At 53.1% G+C, this 18,059-nt stretch carries 13 protein-coding genes and 4 tRNA genes; 13 read left to right on the top strand and 4 right to left on the bottom strand.

Features of this window, described 5'->3' with window-relative positions; translation table 11 throughout:
- Positions 1–16 precede the first annotated feature (16 nt).
- The 4 genes from FCL42_RS10185 to FCL42_RS10170 form a co-directional block, all read right to left on the bottom strand.
- Positions 17–92, bottom strand: a tRNA-Asn gene (locus tag FCL42_RS10185).
- Positions 93–111: 19 nt separating this feature from the next.
- Positions 112–188: transfer RNA gene (locus FCL42_RS10180), tRNA-Met, on the bottom strand.
- Between the two features lie 135 nt (positions 189–323).
- Positions 324–399, bottom strand: a tRNA-Asn gene (locus tag FCL42_RS10175).
- Between the two features lie 123 nt (positions 400–522).
- Positions 523–599: transfer RNA gene (locus tag FCL42_RS10170), tRNA-Met, on the bottom strand.
- Between the two features lie 382 nt (positions 600–981).
- On the opposite strand from FCL42_RS10170, the gene FCL42_RS10165 reads away from it, so the two are divergent.
- The 13 genes from FCL42_RS10165 (at position 982) to FCL42_RS10105 (ending at position 18,051) form a co-directional block, all read left to right on the top strand.
- Entirely contained in the window at positions 982–1,938 is a 957-nt protein-coding gene (locus FCL42_RS10165) for an AAA family ATPase (RefSeq protein ID WP_136863297.1), read from the top strand.
- Positions 1,938–2,870, top strand: coding sequence for a DUF58 domain-containing protein (locus FCL42_RS10160; RefSeq protein ID WP_136863296.1), 933 nt, complete (start codon positions 1,938–1,940; stop codon positions 2,868–2,870). Before FCL42_RS10165 ends, FCL42_RS10160 begins: the two co-directional genes overlap by 1 nt.
- On the top strand, positions 2,852–3,325 hold the full coding sequence (locus FCL42_RS10155) for a DUF4381 domain-containing protein (protein ID WP_136863295.1): 474 nt from the start codon (positions 2,852–2,854) through the stop codon (positions 3,323–3,325). The genes FCL42_RS10160 and FCL42_RS10155 overlap by 19 nt, the downstream gene beginning before the upstream one ends.
- Entirely contained in the window at positions 3,319–4,311 is a 993-nt protein-coding gene (locus tag FCL42_RS10150) for a vWA domain-containing protein (RefSeq protein WP_136863294.1), read from the top strand. The genes FCL42_RS10155 and FCL42_RS10150 overlap by 7 nt, the downstream gene beginning before the upstream one ends.
- Entirely contained in the window at positions 4,304–6,178 is a 1,875-nt protein-coding gene (locus FCL42_RS10145; RefSeq protein WP_136863293.1) for a VWA domain-containing protein, read from the top strand. Before FCL42_RS10150 ends, FCL42_RS10145 begins: the two co-directional genes overlap by 8 nt.
- The gene (locus tag FCL42_RS10140; RefSeq protein ID WP_136863292.1) at positions 6,172–7,794 is read left to right on the top strand and encodes a BatD family protein; all 1,623 of its coding nucleotides are present in this window, start codon (positions 6,172–6,174) and stop codon (positions 7,792–7,794) included. The genes FCL42_RS10145 and FCL42_RS10140 overlap by 7 nt, the downstream gene beginning before the upstream one ends.
- A 203-nt stretch (positions 7,795–7,997) precedes the next feature.
- Positions 7,998–8,561, top strand: a complete 564-nt coding sequence (locus tag FCL42_RS10135; protein WP_136863291.1) for a sigma-70 family RNA polymerase sigma factor — start codon at positions 7,998–8,000, stop codon at positions 8,559–8,561.
- Positions 8,554–9,252 (top strand): DUF3379 family protein, encoded by a 699-nt coding sequence (locus FCL42_RS10130; protein ID WP_136863290.1) that lies wholly within the window; start codon positions 8,554–8,556, stop codon positions 9,250–9,252. Before FCL42_RS10135 ends, FCL42_RS10130 begins: the two co-directional genes overlap by 8 nt.
- A gap of 530 nt (positions 9,253–9,782) precedes the next feature.
- The gene (gene putP, locus FCL42_RS10125; protein ID WP_136863289.1) at positions 9,783–11,222 is read left to right on the top strand and encodes a sodium/proline symporter PutP; all 1,440 of its coding nucleotides are present in this window, start codon (positions 9,783–9,785) and stop codon (positions 11,220–11,222) included.
- Positions 11,223–11,571: 349 nt separating this feature from the next.
- A complete protein-coding gene (locus FCL42_RS10120) occupies positions 11,572–12,930 on the top strand; it encodes an outer membrane protein transport protein (protein ID WP_136863288.1) in 1,359 nt (452 codons plus the stop codon).
- Positions 12,931–13,372: 442 nt separating this feature from the next.
- Positions 13,373–14,608, top strand: coding sequence for an OmpP1/FadL family transporter (locus FCL42_RS10115; protein WP_136863287.1), 1,236 nt, complete (start codon positions 13,373–13,375; stop codon positions 14,606–14,608).
- 120 nt (positions 14,609–14,728) lie between these two features.
- Positions 14,729–17,275 carry an efflux RND transporter permease subunit gene (locus tag FCL42_RS10110; protein ID WP_136863286.1) on the top strand — a complete coding sequence of 849 codons (2,547 nt, stop codon included), beginning with the start codon at positions 14,729–14,731 and terminating at the stop codon, positions 17,273–17,275.
- Positions 17,272–18,051, top strand: coding sequence for an outer membrane lipoprotein-sorting protein (locus FCL42_RS10105; RefSeq protein ID WP_136863285.1), 780 nt, complete (start codon positions 17,272–17,274; stop codon positions 18,049–18,051). Before FCL42_RS10110 ends, FCL42_RS10105 begins: the two co-directional genes overlap by 4 nt.
- Positions 18,052–18,059: the final 8 nt, after the last annotated feature.

The raw sequence follows: 18,059 nt of genomic DNA, 5'->3' as shown, positions 1-18,059 counted from the left end.
AACCCCATCTTAAAAGTGGCTCCCCCTGCTGGACTTGAACCAGCGACATATGGATTAACAGTCCACCGTTCTACCGACTGAACTAAGGGGGAATCGAATTTTCAAATAAGTTGGTTGCGGGGGCCAGATTTGAACTGACGACCTTCGGGTTATGAGCCCGACGAGCTACCAGGCTGCTCCACCCCGCGACCGAAACTGTATCACTTCAATGTCTCGTCGCCATCAAAGCAATTTAATGTGGCTCCCCCTGCTGGACTTGTGTTAGCGGCATATGCGGTTTTTAACATAGCCAGTCCACCATTCGGGTAACCCCATCTTAAAAGTGGCTCCCCCTGCTGGACTTGAACCAGCGACATATGGATTAACAGTCCACCGTTCTACCGACTGAACTAAGGGGGAATCGAGTTTTCTGAGCTTTACTCCCTCCGGAGTCCGATTCTTTCACAGTCCACGTGGATTCTTCCGACTGAACTAAGGGGGAATCGAATTATTGAGTATTTAAGCTCTCTCCAGAGAATAAGTTGGTTGCGGGGGCCAGATTTGAACTGACGACCTTCGGGTTATGAGCCCGACGAGCTACCAGGCTGCTCCACCCCGCGACCGAGGCCATGCACTATAGCGGATTTAGTTTTTTGCTCAAGTATAAATTTCAAAAAAACCGATCACATGCCTATTTATACGCCATTTGGCCGCGATTACGATCAATGGCGTCGATTAATCCATCAAGATCGCATTTTACTCCCACACGAGCAACCCAATTATCAATGAAAACTCAGCTCATTAGCCAAGCACTCTCGCAACAAACGCACCCTATATAGAAAGAATGGCATTCACTTCCTTCTATATTGGGCAGAAGCCCGCCCGTGACACCGAAGTACGGAACTTTTTCCTTTGTTCCTCCTCTGAATAAGGCTCTCTATGGAAGCGAGTGATTGATTTTTATAGGATAGAACCACTTTTTTGGGAATAAAGGCTGCACCAATGTTGCTGGAAAGATTCGAACAAGCCAAAACTTATCTAAATCACATGGTCATCGGCCAGCCTGAGCTGGTTGAAGGACTGCTTATCGCGCTGGTCGCAGATGGCCACCTATTAGTAGAGGGACCACCGGGGCTGGCCAAGACCCGAGCAGTGAAAGCCTTGGCCGACAGCATCGAAGGGGACTTCCACCGCGTCCAGTTTACGCCGGACCTACTTCCTGCGGATCTCACCGGTACTGACATCTTTCGTCAAGAGACTGGCCAGTTTGAATTCCAAGCTGGACCTCTGTTCCACAATTTGCTGCTGGCAGACGAAATCAACCGTGCACCCGCAAAAGTGCAATCTGCGCTGCTGGAGGCGATGGCGGAAAACCAGATTACCGTAGGCAAAACCAGCTACCCTCTTCCGAAACTGTTCTTGGTCTTAGCAACCCAAAACCCGATTGAGAACGAAGGCACCTACCCCCTGCCAGAGGCTCAGCTAGATCGATTCTTGCTGCACCTCTCGCTGGACTACCCAGGCCCTGAGGTCGAAAAGCAGATTTTAGCCCTGAGCCGCCAAGAGGCTCTGTCCGAAGCGCCTAAACCGCCAACACCGCTAACTCAAGTCGAGATTTTCCAAGCTCGTAAGCGTGCCCTAGAGCTCTACATGGCCCCAGCGCTAGAAGACTACATGGTGCATCTCATCGATGCGACTCGCTCGCCAGCTAAGTACAGTGATGAGCTTGCCCGTTACTTAGAGTGGGGCGTCAGCCCTCGAGCAACCATCTCTTTGGAACGCTGCGCTCGAGCTCGGGCTTGGCTGTACGGCAAAGACTATGTCTCTCCAGAAGATGTACAGGCAGTACTGCCAAACGTGCTGCGCCATCGTCTGCTTCTGAGCTATCAAGCAGAAGCCGAAGGCGTAACCGCTGATAAAGTCATTGCTGACATCATCAAGCAGGTGGCTCTGGCGTAATGGATGCATTACCCCTACACGCTAATGGTGTTGACCTAAGCCTTGATGAACTTCTGGTCTATCGAGCCTATGGGCAGAGGCAGAACCCATTTCGGGCTATGCCTCGAGCCAGTGCCCGAGCAGGACAAAACCTGACTCGCCTTAAAGGCCGAGGGATGGAGTTTGACGAAGTTCGCCGCTACCAAAGTGGCGATGACGTTCGCACCATCGATTGGCGCGTTACCGCTCGCACTGGCGCGGCGCACACCAAGTTGTTTCGAGAAGAGCGCGAACGCCCCGTACTGATTTTTACCGATCTAGGCAATCAGATGCAGCAAGGGTCAGCCTTAGTATTGAAATCAGTACAAGCCGCCCACCTAGCCGCATTGATCGGTTGGCAAACTGTGGCGGCAGGTGAGCGCATCGGCGGCATCATTTGCCGAGAAGGCCACCACCACGAACACAAACCCAGAGCGCGCCGTCAGGGAATCTCGCCTTATCTAGAATCCCTAGTGGAACTGCACAAACAGCCCATTCAACCGGAATCGGATCAAGATCAGAGCTACCTACGCAGCAGTTTGTTACGCCTTCGAAGACTGGCCCACCCGGGCTCAGTCGTGCTGATCATCAGCGATGGGCAACAGCTTGTTGACGCTGAACTGGATCTGTTGGCTGACATCGCACGTCACTGTGAGGTGCGTCTGTTTGAGATCACCGATCCATTGGCACAGCGGTTGGCTCAATGCCCGAAATCGCAAATTGTACCCGTTTGGCATCAAGGCAAACTGGCGCAGCTCGACCACCAAGGTCGGATGCAATGGCTTAACGCTCAAGATCAACAACAACTTCGCCTGCGTAAAGGCCTGTCTCAACGAGGCCTCAAGCGCAGTCAGGTCAGCGCCGCCAAACGCTTAGATAAACAAATGGAGACGTTATGGCAACCGATCCTTTAGCCCAACTTCGCGACATCAGTACCGAGCCGCTGCCGTGGGCTTGGCCACTCTCTTGGCAAGCCAATCTTGCCTTGGCGTTACTGGTGACGCTGTTCATTGCTCTGGGTATCCTATTGTGGAAACGCCATCAGCAATTAAAGCCACTTCGCAGCGCTCTAGATGAACTCAACGCACTGCCCAAACAGGTAGACGCCGCCACCTTGAGCGCTCTAGTAAAACGCTGTGCGCTGGCTTATCACCCAAGAAGTGAGGTCGCCTCCTTGACCGGTGCCGCATGGGTGGCTTGGCTGGCCAAATTCCAAAAGCCCAATCAACAACAACAGTGGCAACAACTGAATGAAAAGCAGTACCAGCCCAACAGCGTGGTTGCCCTATCCGAGGTCAAAGCGATGGTGAGCACCACGTTAACGGGCTTGTATAAGCAAGGTAAGGCTCAGGAGGTAGGTCAATGTTGACCATCGAATGGCCCTACTTACTGGCCATGGCTGTTCTCCCCTGGTTATTCGCCCTATTTGGTCAAAAGCAAGCTCCCAAAGCTCAAGCAACAACCGCGCTCAAACTTCAGGGCAGTCATACCCTGCTGACCAGTGCGGTAATGGAAGATAAGCCTAAGTGGCAATCCTGGCTATTGCTGCTGGCATGGGGACTGGCGGTCATCGCTTGCAGTCGCCCACAGTGGCTGGGGGATCCTGTGCCACTGGAGCGCCAAGGACGCGATCTGATGGTTGCCGCGGATCTTTCCGGCAGCATGCAGGTGCAAGACATGGAGTTTAAAGGTCAGATGGTGGACCGCTTCAGTATGATGCAGTACCTACTCGGCCAATTTATCGAACGACGAGAAGGGGATCGTATTGGCCTGATTCTGTTCGCCGATGCCGCCTACCTGCAAGCACCACTGACCTTTGACCGGCCAACAGTAAAACGCTATCTCGATGAATCCGCCTTAGGACTGGTGGGCCAACAAACCGCCATTGGCGATGCCATCGCCCTCGGAGTAAAACGCTTTGCCGAACTGGATAACCCAGACAAAGTATTGATCTTAATGACCGACGGCACCAACAACGCGGGCCACTTTAAAGTGGCAGAAGCCACCAAATTGGCCAAACAAGCGGGCGTGAAAATCTACACCATCGGCATCGGGGCCGAATCGATACAGCAATCCGGTTGGCTTGGCATGCGCACCCGAGAGGTGAATCCAAGTAAAGATCTTAACGAATCTGCTCTGAAAGAGATCGCCGCTCAAACCGGTGGCCATTACTTCCGTGCACGCAGTGGCGAGGAGATGGCACAGATCTACAGCCGTTTAGATCAGTTGGAGCCAGTGGCTCGAGATGCCAAAATGTGGCGCCCTCGCACCGAACTCTACCCTTGGCCCCTCGCGGGCGCCCTTGGACTCACCCTACTGGTGTTAATGATGGCCCGAGGAGGTCGACGTGGATAATCTTCATCTACTGCGTCCCTACTGGGCTCTGGCATTATTGGTTCTCCCTGGGCTCTATTGGTGGCTTAAGTATCGCTATGGCCAACAGGTTAATTGGCAGCAGCTGGTTCCTAAGCACCTGCAAGCGGCCATGCTAATAGGTGCGGATGCCCAACCCCAACAGCAGCGACGCTGGCCTTGGTGGCTGGCAGCTTTGATGGTGATCATCCTGTCGGGCCCGACCTGGGTTAAACAGGAAGTGCCACTGTATGAACTGAAAAGTGGTCGCGTGCTGCTGCTAGACATGTCCTACTCCATGTATGCCACTGACATCGCCCCTAACCGGTTAACTCAAGCTCGCTATAAGGCCATTGACCTGATTCGTCAATTTGATGAAGGGGAAACCGCCCTGGTGGCCTTCGCCGGAGATGCATTTGCCCTCGCGCCGCTAACCGACGATAAGGCAACCCTGCTTAACCTGGTGCCCACCCTCTCACCAGAGATCATGCCGGTACCCGGTTCCGATCTGCCCAGCGCATTGGCCCTTGCCGATACATTGTTGAAAGATGCTGGCTATCAGAAAGGGGAGATCATTCTGGTTACCGATGGCATGGTTGCCGAACACGCCGATACCGCCATTGAGCAAGCTGCGTCCATGCCTTGGACGCTCAAAGTCTACGGCCTCGGAACCGAAGCAGGGGCGCCCATGCGCCGCGGTGACGGCGAGTTGGTAAAGAGTCGAGCCGGTGACGTGGTGGTCGCGCAAACCGACTTTCGATTGCTGAACAAATTGGCTCAGGCTGGTAATGGCGAACTGGTCCGTTATCGCACCGACGATGGCGATGTGGTGCAGTTGGCTAAGCTCGGTATCGATCGACAGCAGAGTCAAAGTAAATCGGATCAGGCCAGCGAGCTGTGGCAAGACATCGGCATCTACCTACTGCCCATATTGCTGTTGCCCATCGCTTGGCTGTTACGTAAACAGCTGCCCTTGATGCTGGTAGTCATCCTACTGCTGCCCAGTAGCGATCTTCAGGCGGCATGGTGGCAGTCAGATCGCGCCAAAGCGGTTGAGTTATTGGAAAACCAGCAGTATCAACAAGCCGCTGAACTGCTACCTCAAGGGGCACAAAAAGGCCATGCCTTATATCGAAGTGGCGACTTCAAAGGCGCGTTGTCTCAATATCAACAAGGTCAAGCTGATGCCCAAGGGCTCTATAACCAGGGCAATGCGCTGGCAAAATCCGGCGATCTTGAGGGGGCTCTGGCCGCCTATGAGAAAGCCTTGGCGCAGCAGCCCGAATTCGAAGACGCCCAGTTCAACCATGACTTGGTGAAATCGTTACTCGATCAGCAGCAGCAGCAGCAGCAGCAGCAGCAGCAGCAGCAGCAGCAGCAGCAGCAGCAGCAGCAGCAGCAAGATGAAAACTCAGACCAACAACAAGATCAACAAGATGACTCCCAACAGCCTTCTGAAGATCAGCAGGGTCAATCGCAGCAAGACCAGCAATCAGAAAGCGCGGATGAAGATCAGAGTGACAATCAGCAAGACCAGCAAAGTGATGCTGAGCCTCAGCAATCCGAGCCCAAACAGCCTGATTCTTCCCAAGCGTCTCAACAGCAAGCTGAACCTCAGGAGCCAAACGTTGATGACACCGAATCACAAGCTGAGCCAGCGGAACCGGAGCCTGGCGAGCAGCAGGGCGAAACTCAGGCTCAAGAGGCTCAACTGACGGACGACACCAACCCAGATGGGCAGCCTATCGATCCCAAGCTGCTGCAACGAATTCAAGATGACCCAAGCATCTTATTGAGAAATAAAATGAAACTAGAATACGAACGGCGCAGACGCCAAGGTAAGGTCAATGAGGAGCTCACCCAATGGTAAAACGCCTAATATTGTTAAGCTTGCTGCTTTTCAGCCACAGTGGTTGGGCTTACAGCAACCTAGAAGCCAGCGTTGATGCTAACCCTGTGGTGGTGCAGCAATCCTTCGTGCTGACCGTTGTTGCCGATGACGAAATCGATGCCAACGCTCTGGATACCGGCCCCCTAAACAGCGACTTTGTGGTGGCGCGCACCAACGTCAGTCGCTCCACTCAAATGATCAATTTCGATACTCGCCGTGAAACCCGTTGGCAGGTGGTACTGATCCCCAAAAAAGTGGGCAACTTTCTGATCCCCAGTCTCACTGCCGCCGGTCAGCAATCCAAACCGATTCAGCTGAAGGTGGTTGCCAATGCCAGCTCGGCAGGTCAATTGCCACAAGTATTCTTGCGAGCAGAGCTGGGTAGCGATGAGGTATGGCTTGGGCAAACGGTCGATTATCAGGTCAAACTCTACTTGGCAGGCGAGCTGCAACGAGGCGTCCTGTCAGAGCCTGAGCTAGAAAGCGCACTGATCCAACAAAAAGGTGCCGACAGCAATACCGTTGAAGTGATCAACGGCCGTCGTTATCGGGTCATCGAGCGCCACTACGGGGTTACGCCTCAGGTTGCAGGCAGCCATCAACTGAAGGGCTCCGACTTTAGCGGCGACATTCTCAAGCCAAATCGAAGCCGAGATCTATTCTCCCGCAGCCTGTCTACGCCGGTACAACTGATGGGGGACACGCTGGAGCTTAAGGTAAAACAGCCTCCTGCGTCTTTCACCGAACCATGGTTGGTGGCCAATCTGGTGTCTCTCAATGAGACTTGGTCTCCTGAACAACAAACCATTAAGGTGGGAGAGCCCCTATCTCGCATCGTCACCCTGACGGCCATTGGCACCACAGAAGCGGCCCTGCCGAATCTGGAGATCAGTTACCCTGACGGCCTAAAAAGCTACCCGGATAAACCCGATCGTAGCGATGATATTCAAGGGCAAGAGGTGGTGGCACGCTTAAGTCAAAGCACCGCGATTGTGCCAAACAAACCGGGAACCTATACCCTTCCAGAGGTAAAAGTGGCTTGGTTTAACGCCAAGCTCAATCGAAAAGAATACGCCACCTTACCGGCACGCACACTGACCGTTGAGCCATCGGCGAACGCTCCACAACCTGTGGCCGTTACGCCAGAAGCCACGGTGACCACCGTTGAAGTGGCCACGCCATGGCATAAAAATCTGTGGTTTTATATAAGCCTAATTCTGTGGGTAGCGCTGATCCTAAGTCTTATCTGGGGCTATCGCCGTGGTCATACCGCGCCAGCCATCGAACAAACGCACAGCAAGCCGGACAACAATCTCAGTGCCAACTTCGATGAACTGCTCAAACACAACCAGCTTGGCAAGGTACTGAGTATGTTGCCGGGGCAACTGGATGGGCTTCGAGGCGAAACACACACCCTCGCTCAGGTAAAACAACGCTTTCCTGAGCTGAAGGTGATATTGGATGACCTTGAGCGACAACGTTACAGCGGTCAAGGTGTCGCAATCGATCTCAAACCTCTCAGCAAAGCGTTAAATACGCTATCCAAGTCTGAGCAGAGTCACAGGCACTCCCTTGGGCCATTAAACCCGCAATAACTCAACCCACACTCTCATCTGAGCCGCCTGAACCAACAGGCGGCTTTTTTCTCTATTTATTACGATTCGGATTACCTCAAGCACCAATCGCAATTAATCATTGAAACTTAACCTAAAATTCATCGTACAATGACATCCATTTACTGTGTCGTAACCACGTGGATCGGCATCCCAATCAACAGCGCCCAGAATAGGCAGAAAAAATGTTGAGATTGTTGCGAAAGAAAAAGGAGCGCTCTCCGGTCTTAGATGACATGGTGAGTAAACAACGACGCTACGAGAGTTTAGTGCGAGCCCTAAGCACAGAGATCTACCGCTACGCCTATTGGCTAAGTGGCGATCCTACTGTCGCAGATGACCTGGTGCAGGAAACTTTCCTGCGAGCCTGGAAGGCCCTGGACTCTCTTAAAGATGACAAAGCCGCAAAAGCGTGGCTGATAACGATTTTGCGCCGGGAAAATGCCCGCCGCTTTGAACGAAAACAATTTGACCTGACCGACATCGACGACCATCCGGTTGCCGATGCTCAAGGAACCAGCCTTGAGCAGCAGGTGGATAACGACCTGCTTCGCAAGCAGATCTCCGAGCTGCCCGAAGAGTATCGAGAGCCTCTGGTGCTGCAAGTTCAGCACGGATTTAATGGGGAAGAGATCGCCAGCATCATGGGCCTGAATCGCAACACCGTGATGACCAGGTTGTTTCGTGCCCGAAACCAATTACGTGAGAAGCTGGAACAATCACCAGCTCGGGAGTTAAACAATGGATGAACTCGAGTTTCGCCGTCAAGCATACGCCGATCCCTACAGTGATGATCCGGCGTTTATCGACGCAATGAACCAAGAAGCCAGCCGCAAAGCCTTCGTGGAGGAGCTGCAGTTGATGGATCAAAAGATGGCTTCAGCCATGAAGGTCGATCCTCCTGAGGACCTAGCTGAGCGTATCTTGCTACAGCAGAACCTGACGCAGTTCCAGAGCAGCAAGCGTCATCACCGTTTGCAACTCGCGGCGGCAGCAGCCGTGGCCTTCGCCATCGGCTTGTCGTTTACCTTAATCCGTCAGCCAATGGACATCGGCGATCACGCCTTGGCTCACGTTGCTCACGAGGCCGGGTTTGCGGATCGTGTGGACGAGCAGGTCAGTTTAGACGCTCTCAACGTGAAGCTGGCCAGTTTCGGCGGCAAGCTGACCCACAGCAGTGGCCACATCTACTACGCCAATTACTGTGACTTCGACGGCGTGCGCAGCCTACACACCATCATCGATACCCCACAAGGGCGCATGACGGTGTTCTTTATTCCCAAGGAGCAAAGCCAGAAGATGGTGGATAAGTTTGCTAATGATGCCTACAAAGGCAAAGCCTTCGATATGCCTCAACTTCAAGTCGCCGTTGTTGGCGGAAAACTGCAGAAGCTGGAACCGGTGATCAAAGAGATTAAAGACAGCCTGATAGCCATCTAGTGTAAGCATTGGGGCTGCCAGCAAACGGCAGCCCCTGTTTCTCACACCCTATCAACCCTTACCAAACTCCAACGCTCCTTACTGTCTTGATCAGCGATCAACGTACCAGCCATGAAGACCGCAAATGAATTTCCAATATCACTTTGATTCAATTGCAAATCCGGCTTAAATCCAACAAAAACACTCATCAACGAAACCAGCGCAGTGAATCGAACTAATTGCTGATTTATTAAGCAATAGGAGGTCATCCGAGCACTGAGCCAAGCTTGTGAAGCTGGTCACACATAGATCTCTTTGGTAGGATCGAACTATTCGGCTCAGACACCAATCTAATTGGCACGACTGCTAGCCACACTCCCCGTCTACAGCAAAAGGCATTGCTGAATGTAAGACGGGCTTCGAGGCCTAAATTGAATTGCCCTTGGCTCCGGTCATCGACTCAATCGCGTTGACCCACAGCACTAACGCAATTCTGCGACCTTAAGGTACGCCTAGGCCTGACCCACTCACAACAGAAATGACATGATCTCATGATTTCAACCCCAGCTTTGATAACCTTCTTTGGTTACCTCATCCTTTTGCTTGTAATTGGCACCTTTGCCTACAAAGCCACCACCACCTCCAGTGATTACATTCTTGGCGGCCGAAAAATGGGCCCCGCGGTCACGGCACTCAGTGTGGGCGCATCCGACATGTCTGGATGGTTACTGCTTGGCCTACCCGGCTCAGTATATCTCTCCGGTTTGGGGGAGATGTGGATCGGCATCGGTCTGCTGTTTGGCGCCTGGCTGAACTGGCTCATCGTCGCCAAACGTCTGCGAATCTACACTCAGTTCACCGACGACGCGTTAACCATGCCGGACTTCTTGGAAAAACGCTTTCACGACAAAGGCGCATTGCGCTTAGTGGCCGCGTCCATCACCCTACTATTCTTCGTGTTTTACACCTCCTCAGGGATGGTTGGCGGCGCCATCTTGTTTGAACAGGTATTCGGCCTTGATTACACCACCGCGTTGATGATTGGCAGCGCCATCATCGTCTCCTACACCTTTGTTGGCGGCTTCTTTGCCGTAAGCTGGACCGATTTTCTGCAAGGGCTGATGATGCTGTTCGCCCTTCTACTCGTACCAACCGTGGTATTCACCAGTGATGCCCATGTGCTGGATAACCTGCCAAGCAACATGACTCAGTTGGTATCTGATAACACCACCACCATCGGCATGCTGTCTCTGCTGGCTTGGGGCTTGGGCTACTTCGGGCAACCTCACATCCTCAGTCGCTTTATGGCCATCGGCGATGTGAAAGACCTGCCGCTTTCTCGCCGCATCGCCATGAGCTGGATGGTGCTTTCGTTGATCGGTGCCTTAGCAACCGGTCTGGCTGGTGCGGTCTACTTCCACGGCGAACCGCTGGCAAACTCAGAAACCGTGTTCCTAGAGCTGTCTCGGGTGCTGTTCAACCCGTGGATGGCCGGCATTCTGATCGCCGCCATCTTGTCCGCCATCATGAGTACCATCGACTCTCAGCTACTGGTGTGTTCATCGGTGGTAACGGAAGACTTTTATAAAAAGTGGCTGCGCCCCAACGCCAGCGAGCGTGAAAAGGTAATGGTTGGCCGCCTAACGGTATTGAGTGTGGCCGTAATCGCCACCATCATCGCTCTGAATCCTGAAAGCACCGTACTCGAATTAGTTAGCTACGCCTGGGCAGGTTTTGGCGCCTCATTTGGTCCGGTGATTTTGCTGGCGCTTTATTGGCGTGGATATAGCCGGTTCGGTGCCATTGCTACCATCCTGGTTGGTGCGACTACCGTGGTGATCTGGAAACAGATAAATGGTGGAATTTTCGACCTTTACGAAATCCTGCCTGGCTTCCTGTTTGCAAGCATCGCTGGAATAGTAGTCAGCAAGTTTTTACCTGCCGATAACAACTCTCAACAGCAACACGCTGAGTTTGAGCAGCAGCTCTAATTCTTCCCCTGTGCGGGAGTACTCACTCCCGCACAATTCTCTAAAAATACGCCCAAAGAAACGAATATTGTCGGCAAAGCCCCATTCCCGAGTCAAAACTCTAAAAAAACTCGATTTTTTACATTCCAGACACAGATTTAAATAGTGCTTCACTTTGGCATAATTTGATGGCACTTTGTGCCCACATTTGCCGAACTTAGCCTCAAAATTGCACACGATTCGTACATTTTAGAACTAAGTTCAAATCATGGATGACGGCAGAATTTTCTAATCGTTCGCCAGTTTGGTGAGCTGGACATAGAAACTTCCCTCAATCCAAAAAAATAAAAAGCCATACCAAGTGAGAGCTATGAAAAACTTTAACAAGACGATTCTTGCAACCGCGTTGATGACGTTGGCAGGTAACGTGTCTGCAGCTGGATTCCTGCTAAACGAAACCTCAGTATCCGGCCTTGGCCGCGCCTTCGCCGGTGAAGGTGCTACCGCTGATGATGCCGCCGTACTGGCACGCAACCCAGCCGCGATGGCGCTATTTGATAAGACCAGTCTGTCCTTGGTGGGCACCTACATCGATCCAGGCGTGGACATGCAAGGGGTTACCAACCCGCTTAACCCAACGGATCCAAGCGGCCTGAACATTGACGGTGCCGCTCCAGAAGCTTTCGTGCCAGCCGCCTACCTCATTCACCCACTGAATGACAAAGTGGCCGTGGGTGTTGCCGCCTACTCTAACTTTGGCCTGGGTACCGACTTTGGCGAAGCCTACGATGCCGGTTCAATTGGCGGTAAAACTGAAATTCTGACCATGAACCTGAATGCCAGCGTCTCTTACCGCCTGAACGCCCACTGGAGCGTCGGTGCCGGCTTTAACGCGGTTTATGGCGATGCCGAACTTATCCGTAACCTAGGTGCGCTGGCGACACCGTTGAACAGCCAGTTACCTCCGGGTCTCAATACCCTAGAGCCAAGCAGTGATCTGGCCAACATGAGTGGCGATGGTTGGGGCTATGGCTTTAACGTCGGCGTACTGTATGAACTGAACGACAACCACCGTTTGGCTCTGACCTACAAATCTCAAACCACCGTTGAGCTTGAGGGCAAATACTCCAACGGCCTGCCTCAGGGCCTGCAATTGGACGAGTACACCAAAGGCACTGGTGGCAACAGTGTTTCCGGTACTCTAGACGTTGAACTGCCTGATCTGATTGAGTTCTCCGGTTACCACAAACTGAACGACCAATTGGTACTGCACACCACGGTAATGTGGTCTGGCTGGAGCGCATTTGAAGAGATCCGAGGTGTTGCCAGCGAAGATGTGACCTTCAGCGGCGGCATCTGCGGCTTGGATCCTCGTGGCTGTACCATCAATTCTGGCGATACCGTGCTATTGAAGCACGAAAACTTTGAAGACGCATGGCGCTTTGGCCTAGGTGCCACCTACTTGGTAAGCCCAGAGGTAACTCTGCGCGCGGGTATCGCTTATGATGAGACTCCAGTGCCTGAGACTCACCGTTCAATCTCCATCCCTGATTCAGACCGTATTTGGTACAGCTTTGGTGCCAACTACCGCCTGAGTGACAGTGCCGACATCGATCTGGCCTTCTCCTTCATCGATGGTGAAGAGGTAACAGTGAATGAAGATGGCTTCGTACTCAACTCAGAAGGGAATGCCATCCTGATCGGTGCCCAGTTTAACTACGCTTTCTAAAGTTATAGATTGCGATCGGTTCTCCACCCAACAGCCCAGCAAATCGCTGGGCTGTTTTTGTTCATCTAACGCCCTCTTAGTGTGTCCCTCTTTTCGCTCGCAACAACCGCCCTAACTTCCCGCTTAGTTACACTGCCCAGTGACTGCAACGCTTAGATTAGCTGCTCTAAAATCCGAGCTTTCCCAAACAAGTCATTCACAATCAATCAAACGCTAAAACATATAATCACAATCGTGAATTTTAAGCGCAATATCTCCACCAATTTAACCCTGGTCGGAGCAGTTACCCTCATTTCAGCTCAGTAAAATGGCATCAATAAACAAGGTTAGCTCTCGGTAACCCAACGGTACCCAGGGGATAACCATAACGCGCCACAACCGCGTAGATGATGACGCGAATTTGGGCGCACTCAAAAGCCCAAGAACAATAAAAGAGTATTCAATGAGAACATTTAACAAGACGATTCTCGCCACTGCGATGACCCTAGCCAGCACCCAAGCCTTCGCTGCCGGCTTTCAGTTAAACAGCCAATCGGCAACCGGTATCGGTCGTGCAATGGCCGGTGACGCCGTCATTGCCGATAACGCCTCTGTTCTAGCTCGTAACCCCTCCGCCATGGCACTGTTTGACAGCTCCGCCCTATCACTGGGTATTACCTATGCCGCTACCACCGTGGAAGTGGAAGATGCCTACTTTGATTCTGGGCTACCTAATGACATCGGTGATGCCAACCTTGGCCACCTCAGTGACGCAGCCGATGACAAGATCATCCCTAACGCATTCTACATTCACCCGGTAAATGACACTTGGGCTTGGGGTGTCGCGGTATTCTCTAACTTCGGAACCGGTACCGACATGACCGATCTGAAGCGCGGCTCAGACGCTGCGGCGGATCTGCTTGGCAACACCGAAGTCACCACCATCAACATCAACGCCTCGGTCTCCATGCGCGTAAACGAGCACCTCAGCTTGGGCGCCGGTTTGGACGTCATCACCGGCGGAGGCAAGATCGCCCGTGATGCTCAGGCGTTGCCTGTTTCCATCGTTGACGTCGATGCATCTGGGGTAGGCTTTGGCGGCATCGTGTCTGCCACCTACGAATTCAACGACAACCACCGCATTGGCGCTTCCTATCGTTTTAGCCCTGACGTAGAAGCCGACGGCGACGTTGCCATGGCTGGAACCAACTTTGACAATCTGGAGCTGCCATTAGCCGACATCTTCCAGATCGCCGGCTTCCATCAGCTAAACAACAAATTTGCCATCCATTACACCGCCCAGTGGACCCAGTGGAGCAACTTCGATCAGATCGACGTCTACAATAACGACTCAGACCGCACCGCCCTTAAAGTATACAACTGGGAAGATTCTTGGTTCCTATCCATCGGCGGTACCTACACCATCAATGAAAAGTGGACCTTACGCGCCGGTTACGCCCACGATCAGGGCGTAGTCAACGATTACCCATCGGTTTCGATTCCTGACTCAGATCGCGCATGGTACACCTTCGGCGTGGGTTACAACCTGTCACCAAAGTCCACCATTGACCTAGGTGTGGCCATAGTAGAGGGCGAGACCACGGAAGTGGTTGAGAATAGCTTGCTGGGGAATAACCTAACCGCTCACACCACCTCAGGTGCTACCTACATGTCAGTTCAGTACAGCTACCGCTTCTAAGGCGAGCTAAACGGGCAATGACACAAGGCGAGATTTTACTCTCGCCTTTTTCATAGCTTGCATATTAGATTTTGCTAATTTATTATCACCTCATTAATTAGGAACTTCTAATGTGAGCAGATGAATCAAGTCAAAGCCTGGTTAAGCCATGTCGCCACCACCTATCCCAGACGCGTGTATCTACTGATCATCGCGCTGACTCTGATTGCCGCCAGCCAAATCCCCAAACTGACGATCGATACGGATCCAGAAAACATGCTGCCCGCCTCTCACCCAGTTCGGGTGTTTGACGCCATGACTAAAGCCCGCTTCGCCCTCTATGACTCCATCGTCATTGGCGCCATCAATGAATCGGAAAATGGGGTATTCAATCCGGTGTCTCTGGCTCAAATGGACGCCATCACTCGGCAGATTTTGACTCTAGACGGTGTGGTGGCGGCCGATCTCATGGCGCTTTCCACAGTCGACAACATCAGTCAACAGGGGGCGGGAACCATTCACTTTGACTACATGATGCGTAGCGCCCCCACAGATCAAGCAGGCAGTGACCAGATACGCCGTGCATTGCAGCGCCTGCCCCTACTCAATAACACTCTGGTCTCTGCCGACGGAAAAGCCGCAGCCATCTATGTGCCACTGAAAGACAAATCGCTAAGTTTCGAGGTGGCTCAGCAGATTCGGGCCATCATCGCCGATCAACAGCCTCAGGATGATTACCACCTTACCGGATTGCCGGTGGCTGAAAATCAATTTGGCCACGAGATGTTTGTGCAGATGGCGGTGGCCGCCCCTCTGGCCGGTCTGATGATATTTCTGTTGATGTGGTACTTCTTCCGCTCCATCCCGCTGGTCATCGCCCCGATGCTGGTGGCAATGGCAACGGTAATCATCACCATGGGCACCCTCATTGGCTTGGGGTACACCGTCCACATCATGTCATCGATGATCGCCATCTTTTTGATGCCCATCGCCGTGGTGGACTCCATTCACATCATGAGCGAGTTTGCAGACAACTACCAACCAGGTGACAAGGTGAAAACCGTCATCACCAAGGTGGTTAATGATCTATTCACCCCGATGCTGTTTACCTCCATCACCTCGGCGGTGGGTTTTGTTTCACTGATGCTAACCCCAATCCCGCCGGTTCAAGTGTTTGGCGCCTTTGTTGGCGGCGGCATTCTGTTGGCTCTGCTCCTCACCCTACTGATCCTGCCGGCCTATTTGGTTAGGATGTCACCCAGCGCCCTTAGCGCAATGCAAAGCCGCCTTAAGCGCCGGCCTTCTCAGCTTGCCGGTGCTCTTGGCTGGCTGTCAACGCAAACCGTGCACCGCAGTAAGGGCATCGCCATCGTCAGTGCGCTGCTCCTCGGTCTTAGCTGGTGGGGAATAAGCCAGATCCGCGTTAACGATAACCCCATTCGCTGGTTTAAATCGGATCACCCACTAAGAATCGCCGACAGCGCCCTCAATCATCACTTTGCTGGCACCTACGATGGGTATCTGGTGTTGACCAGCATACCCAGCTCAGCTCCTCATGAGCTAACCCAAGCGACCATCAAACAGCTAAAAGCGCCACTTAGTGCCACCGTTATGCTCGCCGCTCAAGGGGACAACGAAGCGTTAGACCGTTTGCTCATGACGCTAGAAGACGCCAGTTTTGATAGTGGCTCTGACGCGCTATTACCCCTGATAGCGCAATGGGAAACGTTCGCCGAACGCCAGCGCCGTTTTCTGTCGCCAGCACTGCTGAGCTGGATGGAGGCGCTGCAGCAACATCTGGATCGAACCGGTCTAGTGGGCAAGAGCAACAGCTTGGTGGACGTCACCAAAACCGTCAATCGGGACCTGCATAGTGGTACAGATGACGATCTCGCCCTGCCCACCAGCGCTCAAGGCGTCGCCCAAGCCTTACTGCAATATCAGTCTAGCCATCGGCCACAGGATCTCTGGCACTTTGTTACCTCTGACTACCGCCATGGACTTATCTGGCTGCAGCTCACCTCCGGCGACAATCAGCATATGAGTCAGGTGATGGACGAAGTTTCCGCTTACCTCACTCAGCACCCGCTGCCGGCAGGAATCGACATCGACTGGGCAGGAAAGGCCTACATCAATGTGGCTTGGCAACAGGCGATGGTCAGTGGCATGGGCGAAAGCTTAATTTCCGCCTTTGTGGTGGTACTGGTGATGATGGTGCTGCTGTTCCGCTCGCCTCTCTACGGCGTGTTGGCGATGTTACCCCTAACTCTGACCATCAGCCTGATCTACGGATTAATTGGCTGGCTTGGCAAAGATTACGACATGCCCATTGCGGTGCTGTCCGCACTGACGCTGGGGCTATCGGTGGATTTTGCCATCCATTTTCTAGAGCGATTTCGCGAGCAGCTCAAGCAACTTGGTGATGTGCGACTCGCCCTTTCCGCCATGTTTGAGGAGCCAGCCCGTGCCATCAGTCGCAACGCCATCGTGATTGCACTGGGATTCACGCCACTGCTGCTCTCCCCTCTGGTGCCCTACGTCACCGTCGGTGTGCTGCTGGCCAGCATCATGGCGATCTCAGCTGTTACTACCCTGCTGCTGTTACCCGCCAGCCTGTGGTTACTTCGATCTGTCATTCACCCCAGCGGCATTAATGCCCCTGAGGCTCTGCAAGGAGAGTCAAAATGAAACCCCTATTCCCCCTCGCTCTGCCGCTGTTACTGCTCAGCAATTTGGCTTGGGCGCTCACCGCCGATGAGATCGTCGACAAAGCCAACCTGACCTCTTTCTACTCCGGTCAAGATGGCCGCAGCCAAGCTCGAATGCTGATTGTGGATGGCCAAGGACGCAAGCAGAGCCGCCAATTCACCATCCTCCGCCGCACCTTAGAGCAAGGAGGGGATCAACAGATGCTGGTGCACTTCTCTCGTCCCTCCGACGTACGAGGCACCGTCTTTCGGGTAGAGAAACACCCGCAGAGCTTGGATGACCGCTGGCTCTACCTGCCCGGACTGGATCTGCTCAAACGGATCAGCAGTGGCGACAAGCGCACCTCATTTGTGGGCAGTCACTTCTTCTATGAGGACGTCTCGGGCCGCAGCCTCAAAGAGGATAACTTTACACTGCTTGAGGAGACCGACAGCCACTACCTGATTGCTGCAACCCCAAAACACCCAGCCGAGGTGGAATTCAGCCGCTATCAAGTGTGGATAGACAAACAAAGCTGGCTACCCAGCATCGTGCGTTACTTCAATGACCAAGACCAAGCCTACCGCCAGGTCGAAACCGTAAAAGTCGAGACAGTCGACGGCTACCCCACCGTCGTGCGCTCCAAAGTCAGCGATCTTAAGTCCGGCGGATACACCCTGATGGAGCTTCGCGGTGTGCAATACAACCTGGGGCTGCCGGACACCCTGTTCACCGAGCAGTCTATGCGCCAGGTGCCCAACGAGTTCCTCAAATAGGGTTGCCA

Origin of the sequence: Ferrimonas aestuarii, from assembly GCF_005116665.1 — a bacterium.
Classification (GTDB): Bacteria; Pseudomonadota; Gammaproteobacteria; order Enterobacterales; family Shewanellaceae; genus Ferrimonas; species Ferrimonas aestuarii.
Note: the sequence above shows the minus strand (reverse complement) of the source record. Positions and strands in the feature narration are given on the sequence as shown.

What these genes read in the sequence shown, in the direction of transcription:
- FCL42_RS10165 (WP_136863297.1), top strand. Translation starts at nt 982, where the DNA reads ATGTTGCTGGAAAGATTCGAACAAGCCAAAACTTATCTAAATCACATG.
- FCL42_RS10160 (WP_136863296.1), top strand. Translation starts at nt 1,938, where the DNA reads ATGGATGCATTACCCCTACACGCTAATGGTGTTGACCTAAGCCTTGAT.
- FCL42_RS10155 (WP_136863295.1), top strand. Translation starts at nt 2,852, where the DNA reads ATGGCAACCGATCCTTTAGCCCAACTTCGCGACATCAGTACCGAGCCG.
- FCL42_RS10150 (WP_136863294.1), top strand. Translation starts at nt 3,319, where the DNA reads ATGTTGACCATCGAATGGCCCTACTTACTGGCCATGGCTGTTCTCCCC.
- FCL42_RS10140 (WP_136863292.1), top strand. Translation starts at nt 6,172, where the DNA reads ATGGTAAAACGCCTAATATTGTTAAGCTTGCTGCTTTTCAGCCACAGT.
- FCL42_RS10135 (WP_136863291.1), top strand. Translation starts at nt 7,998, where the DNA reads ATGTTGAGATTGTTGCGAAAGAAAAAGGAGCGCTCTCCGGTCTTAGAT.
- FCL42_RS10130 (WP_136863290.1), top strand. Translation starts at nt 8,554, where the DNA reads ATGGATGAACTCGAGTTTCGCCGTCAAGCATACGCCGATCCCTACAGT.
- putP (WP_136863289.1), top strand. Translation starts at nt 9,783, where the DNA reads ATGATTTCAACCCCAGCTTTGATAACCTTCTTTGGTTACCTCATCCTT.
- FCL42_RS10120 (WP_136863288.1), top strand. Translation starts at nt 11,572, where the DNA reads ATGAAAAACTTTAACAAGACGATTCTTGCAACCGCGTTGATGACGTTG.
- FCL42_RS10115 (WP_136863287.1), top strand. Translation starts at nt 13,373, where the DNA reads ATGAGAACATTTAACAAGACGATTCTCGCCACTGCGATGACCCTAGCC.
- FCL42_RS10110 (WP_136863286.1), top strand. Translation starts at nt 14,729, where the DNA reads ATGAATCAAGTCAAAGCCTGGTTAAGCCATGTCGCCACCACCTATCCC.
- FCL42_RS10105 (WP_136863285.1), top strand. Translation starts at nt 17,272, where the DNA reads ATGAAACCCCTATTCCCCCTCGCTCTGCCGCTGTTACTGCTCAGCAAT.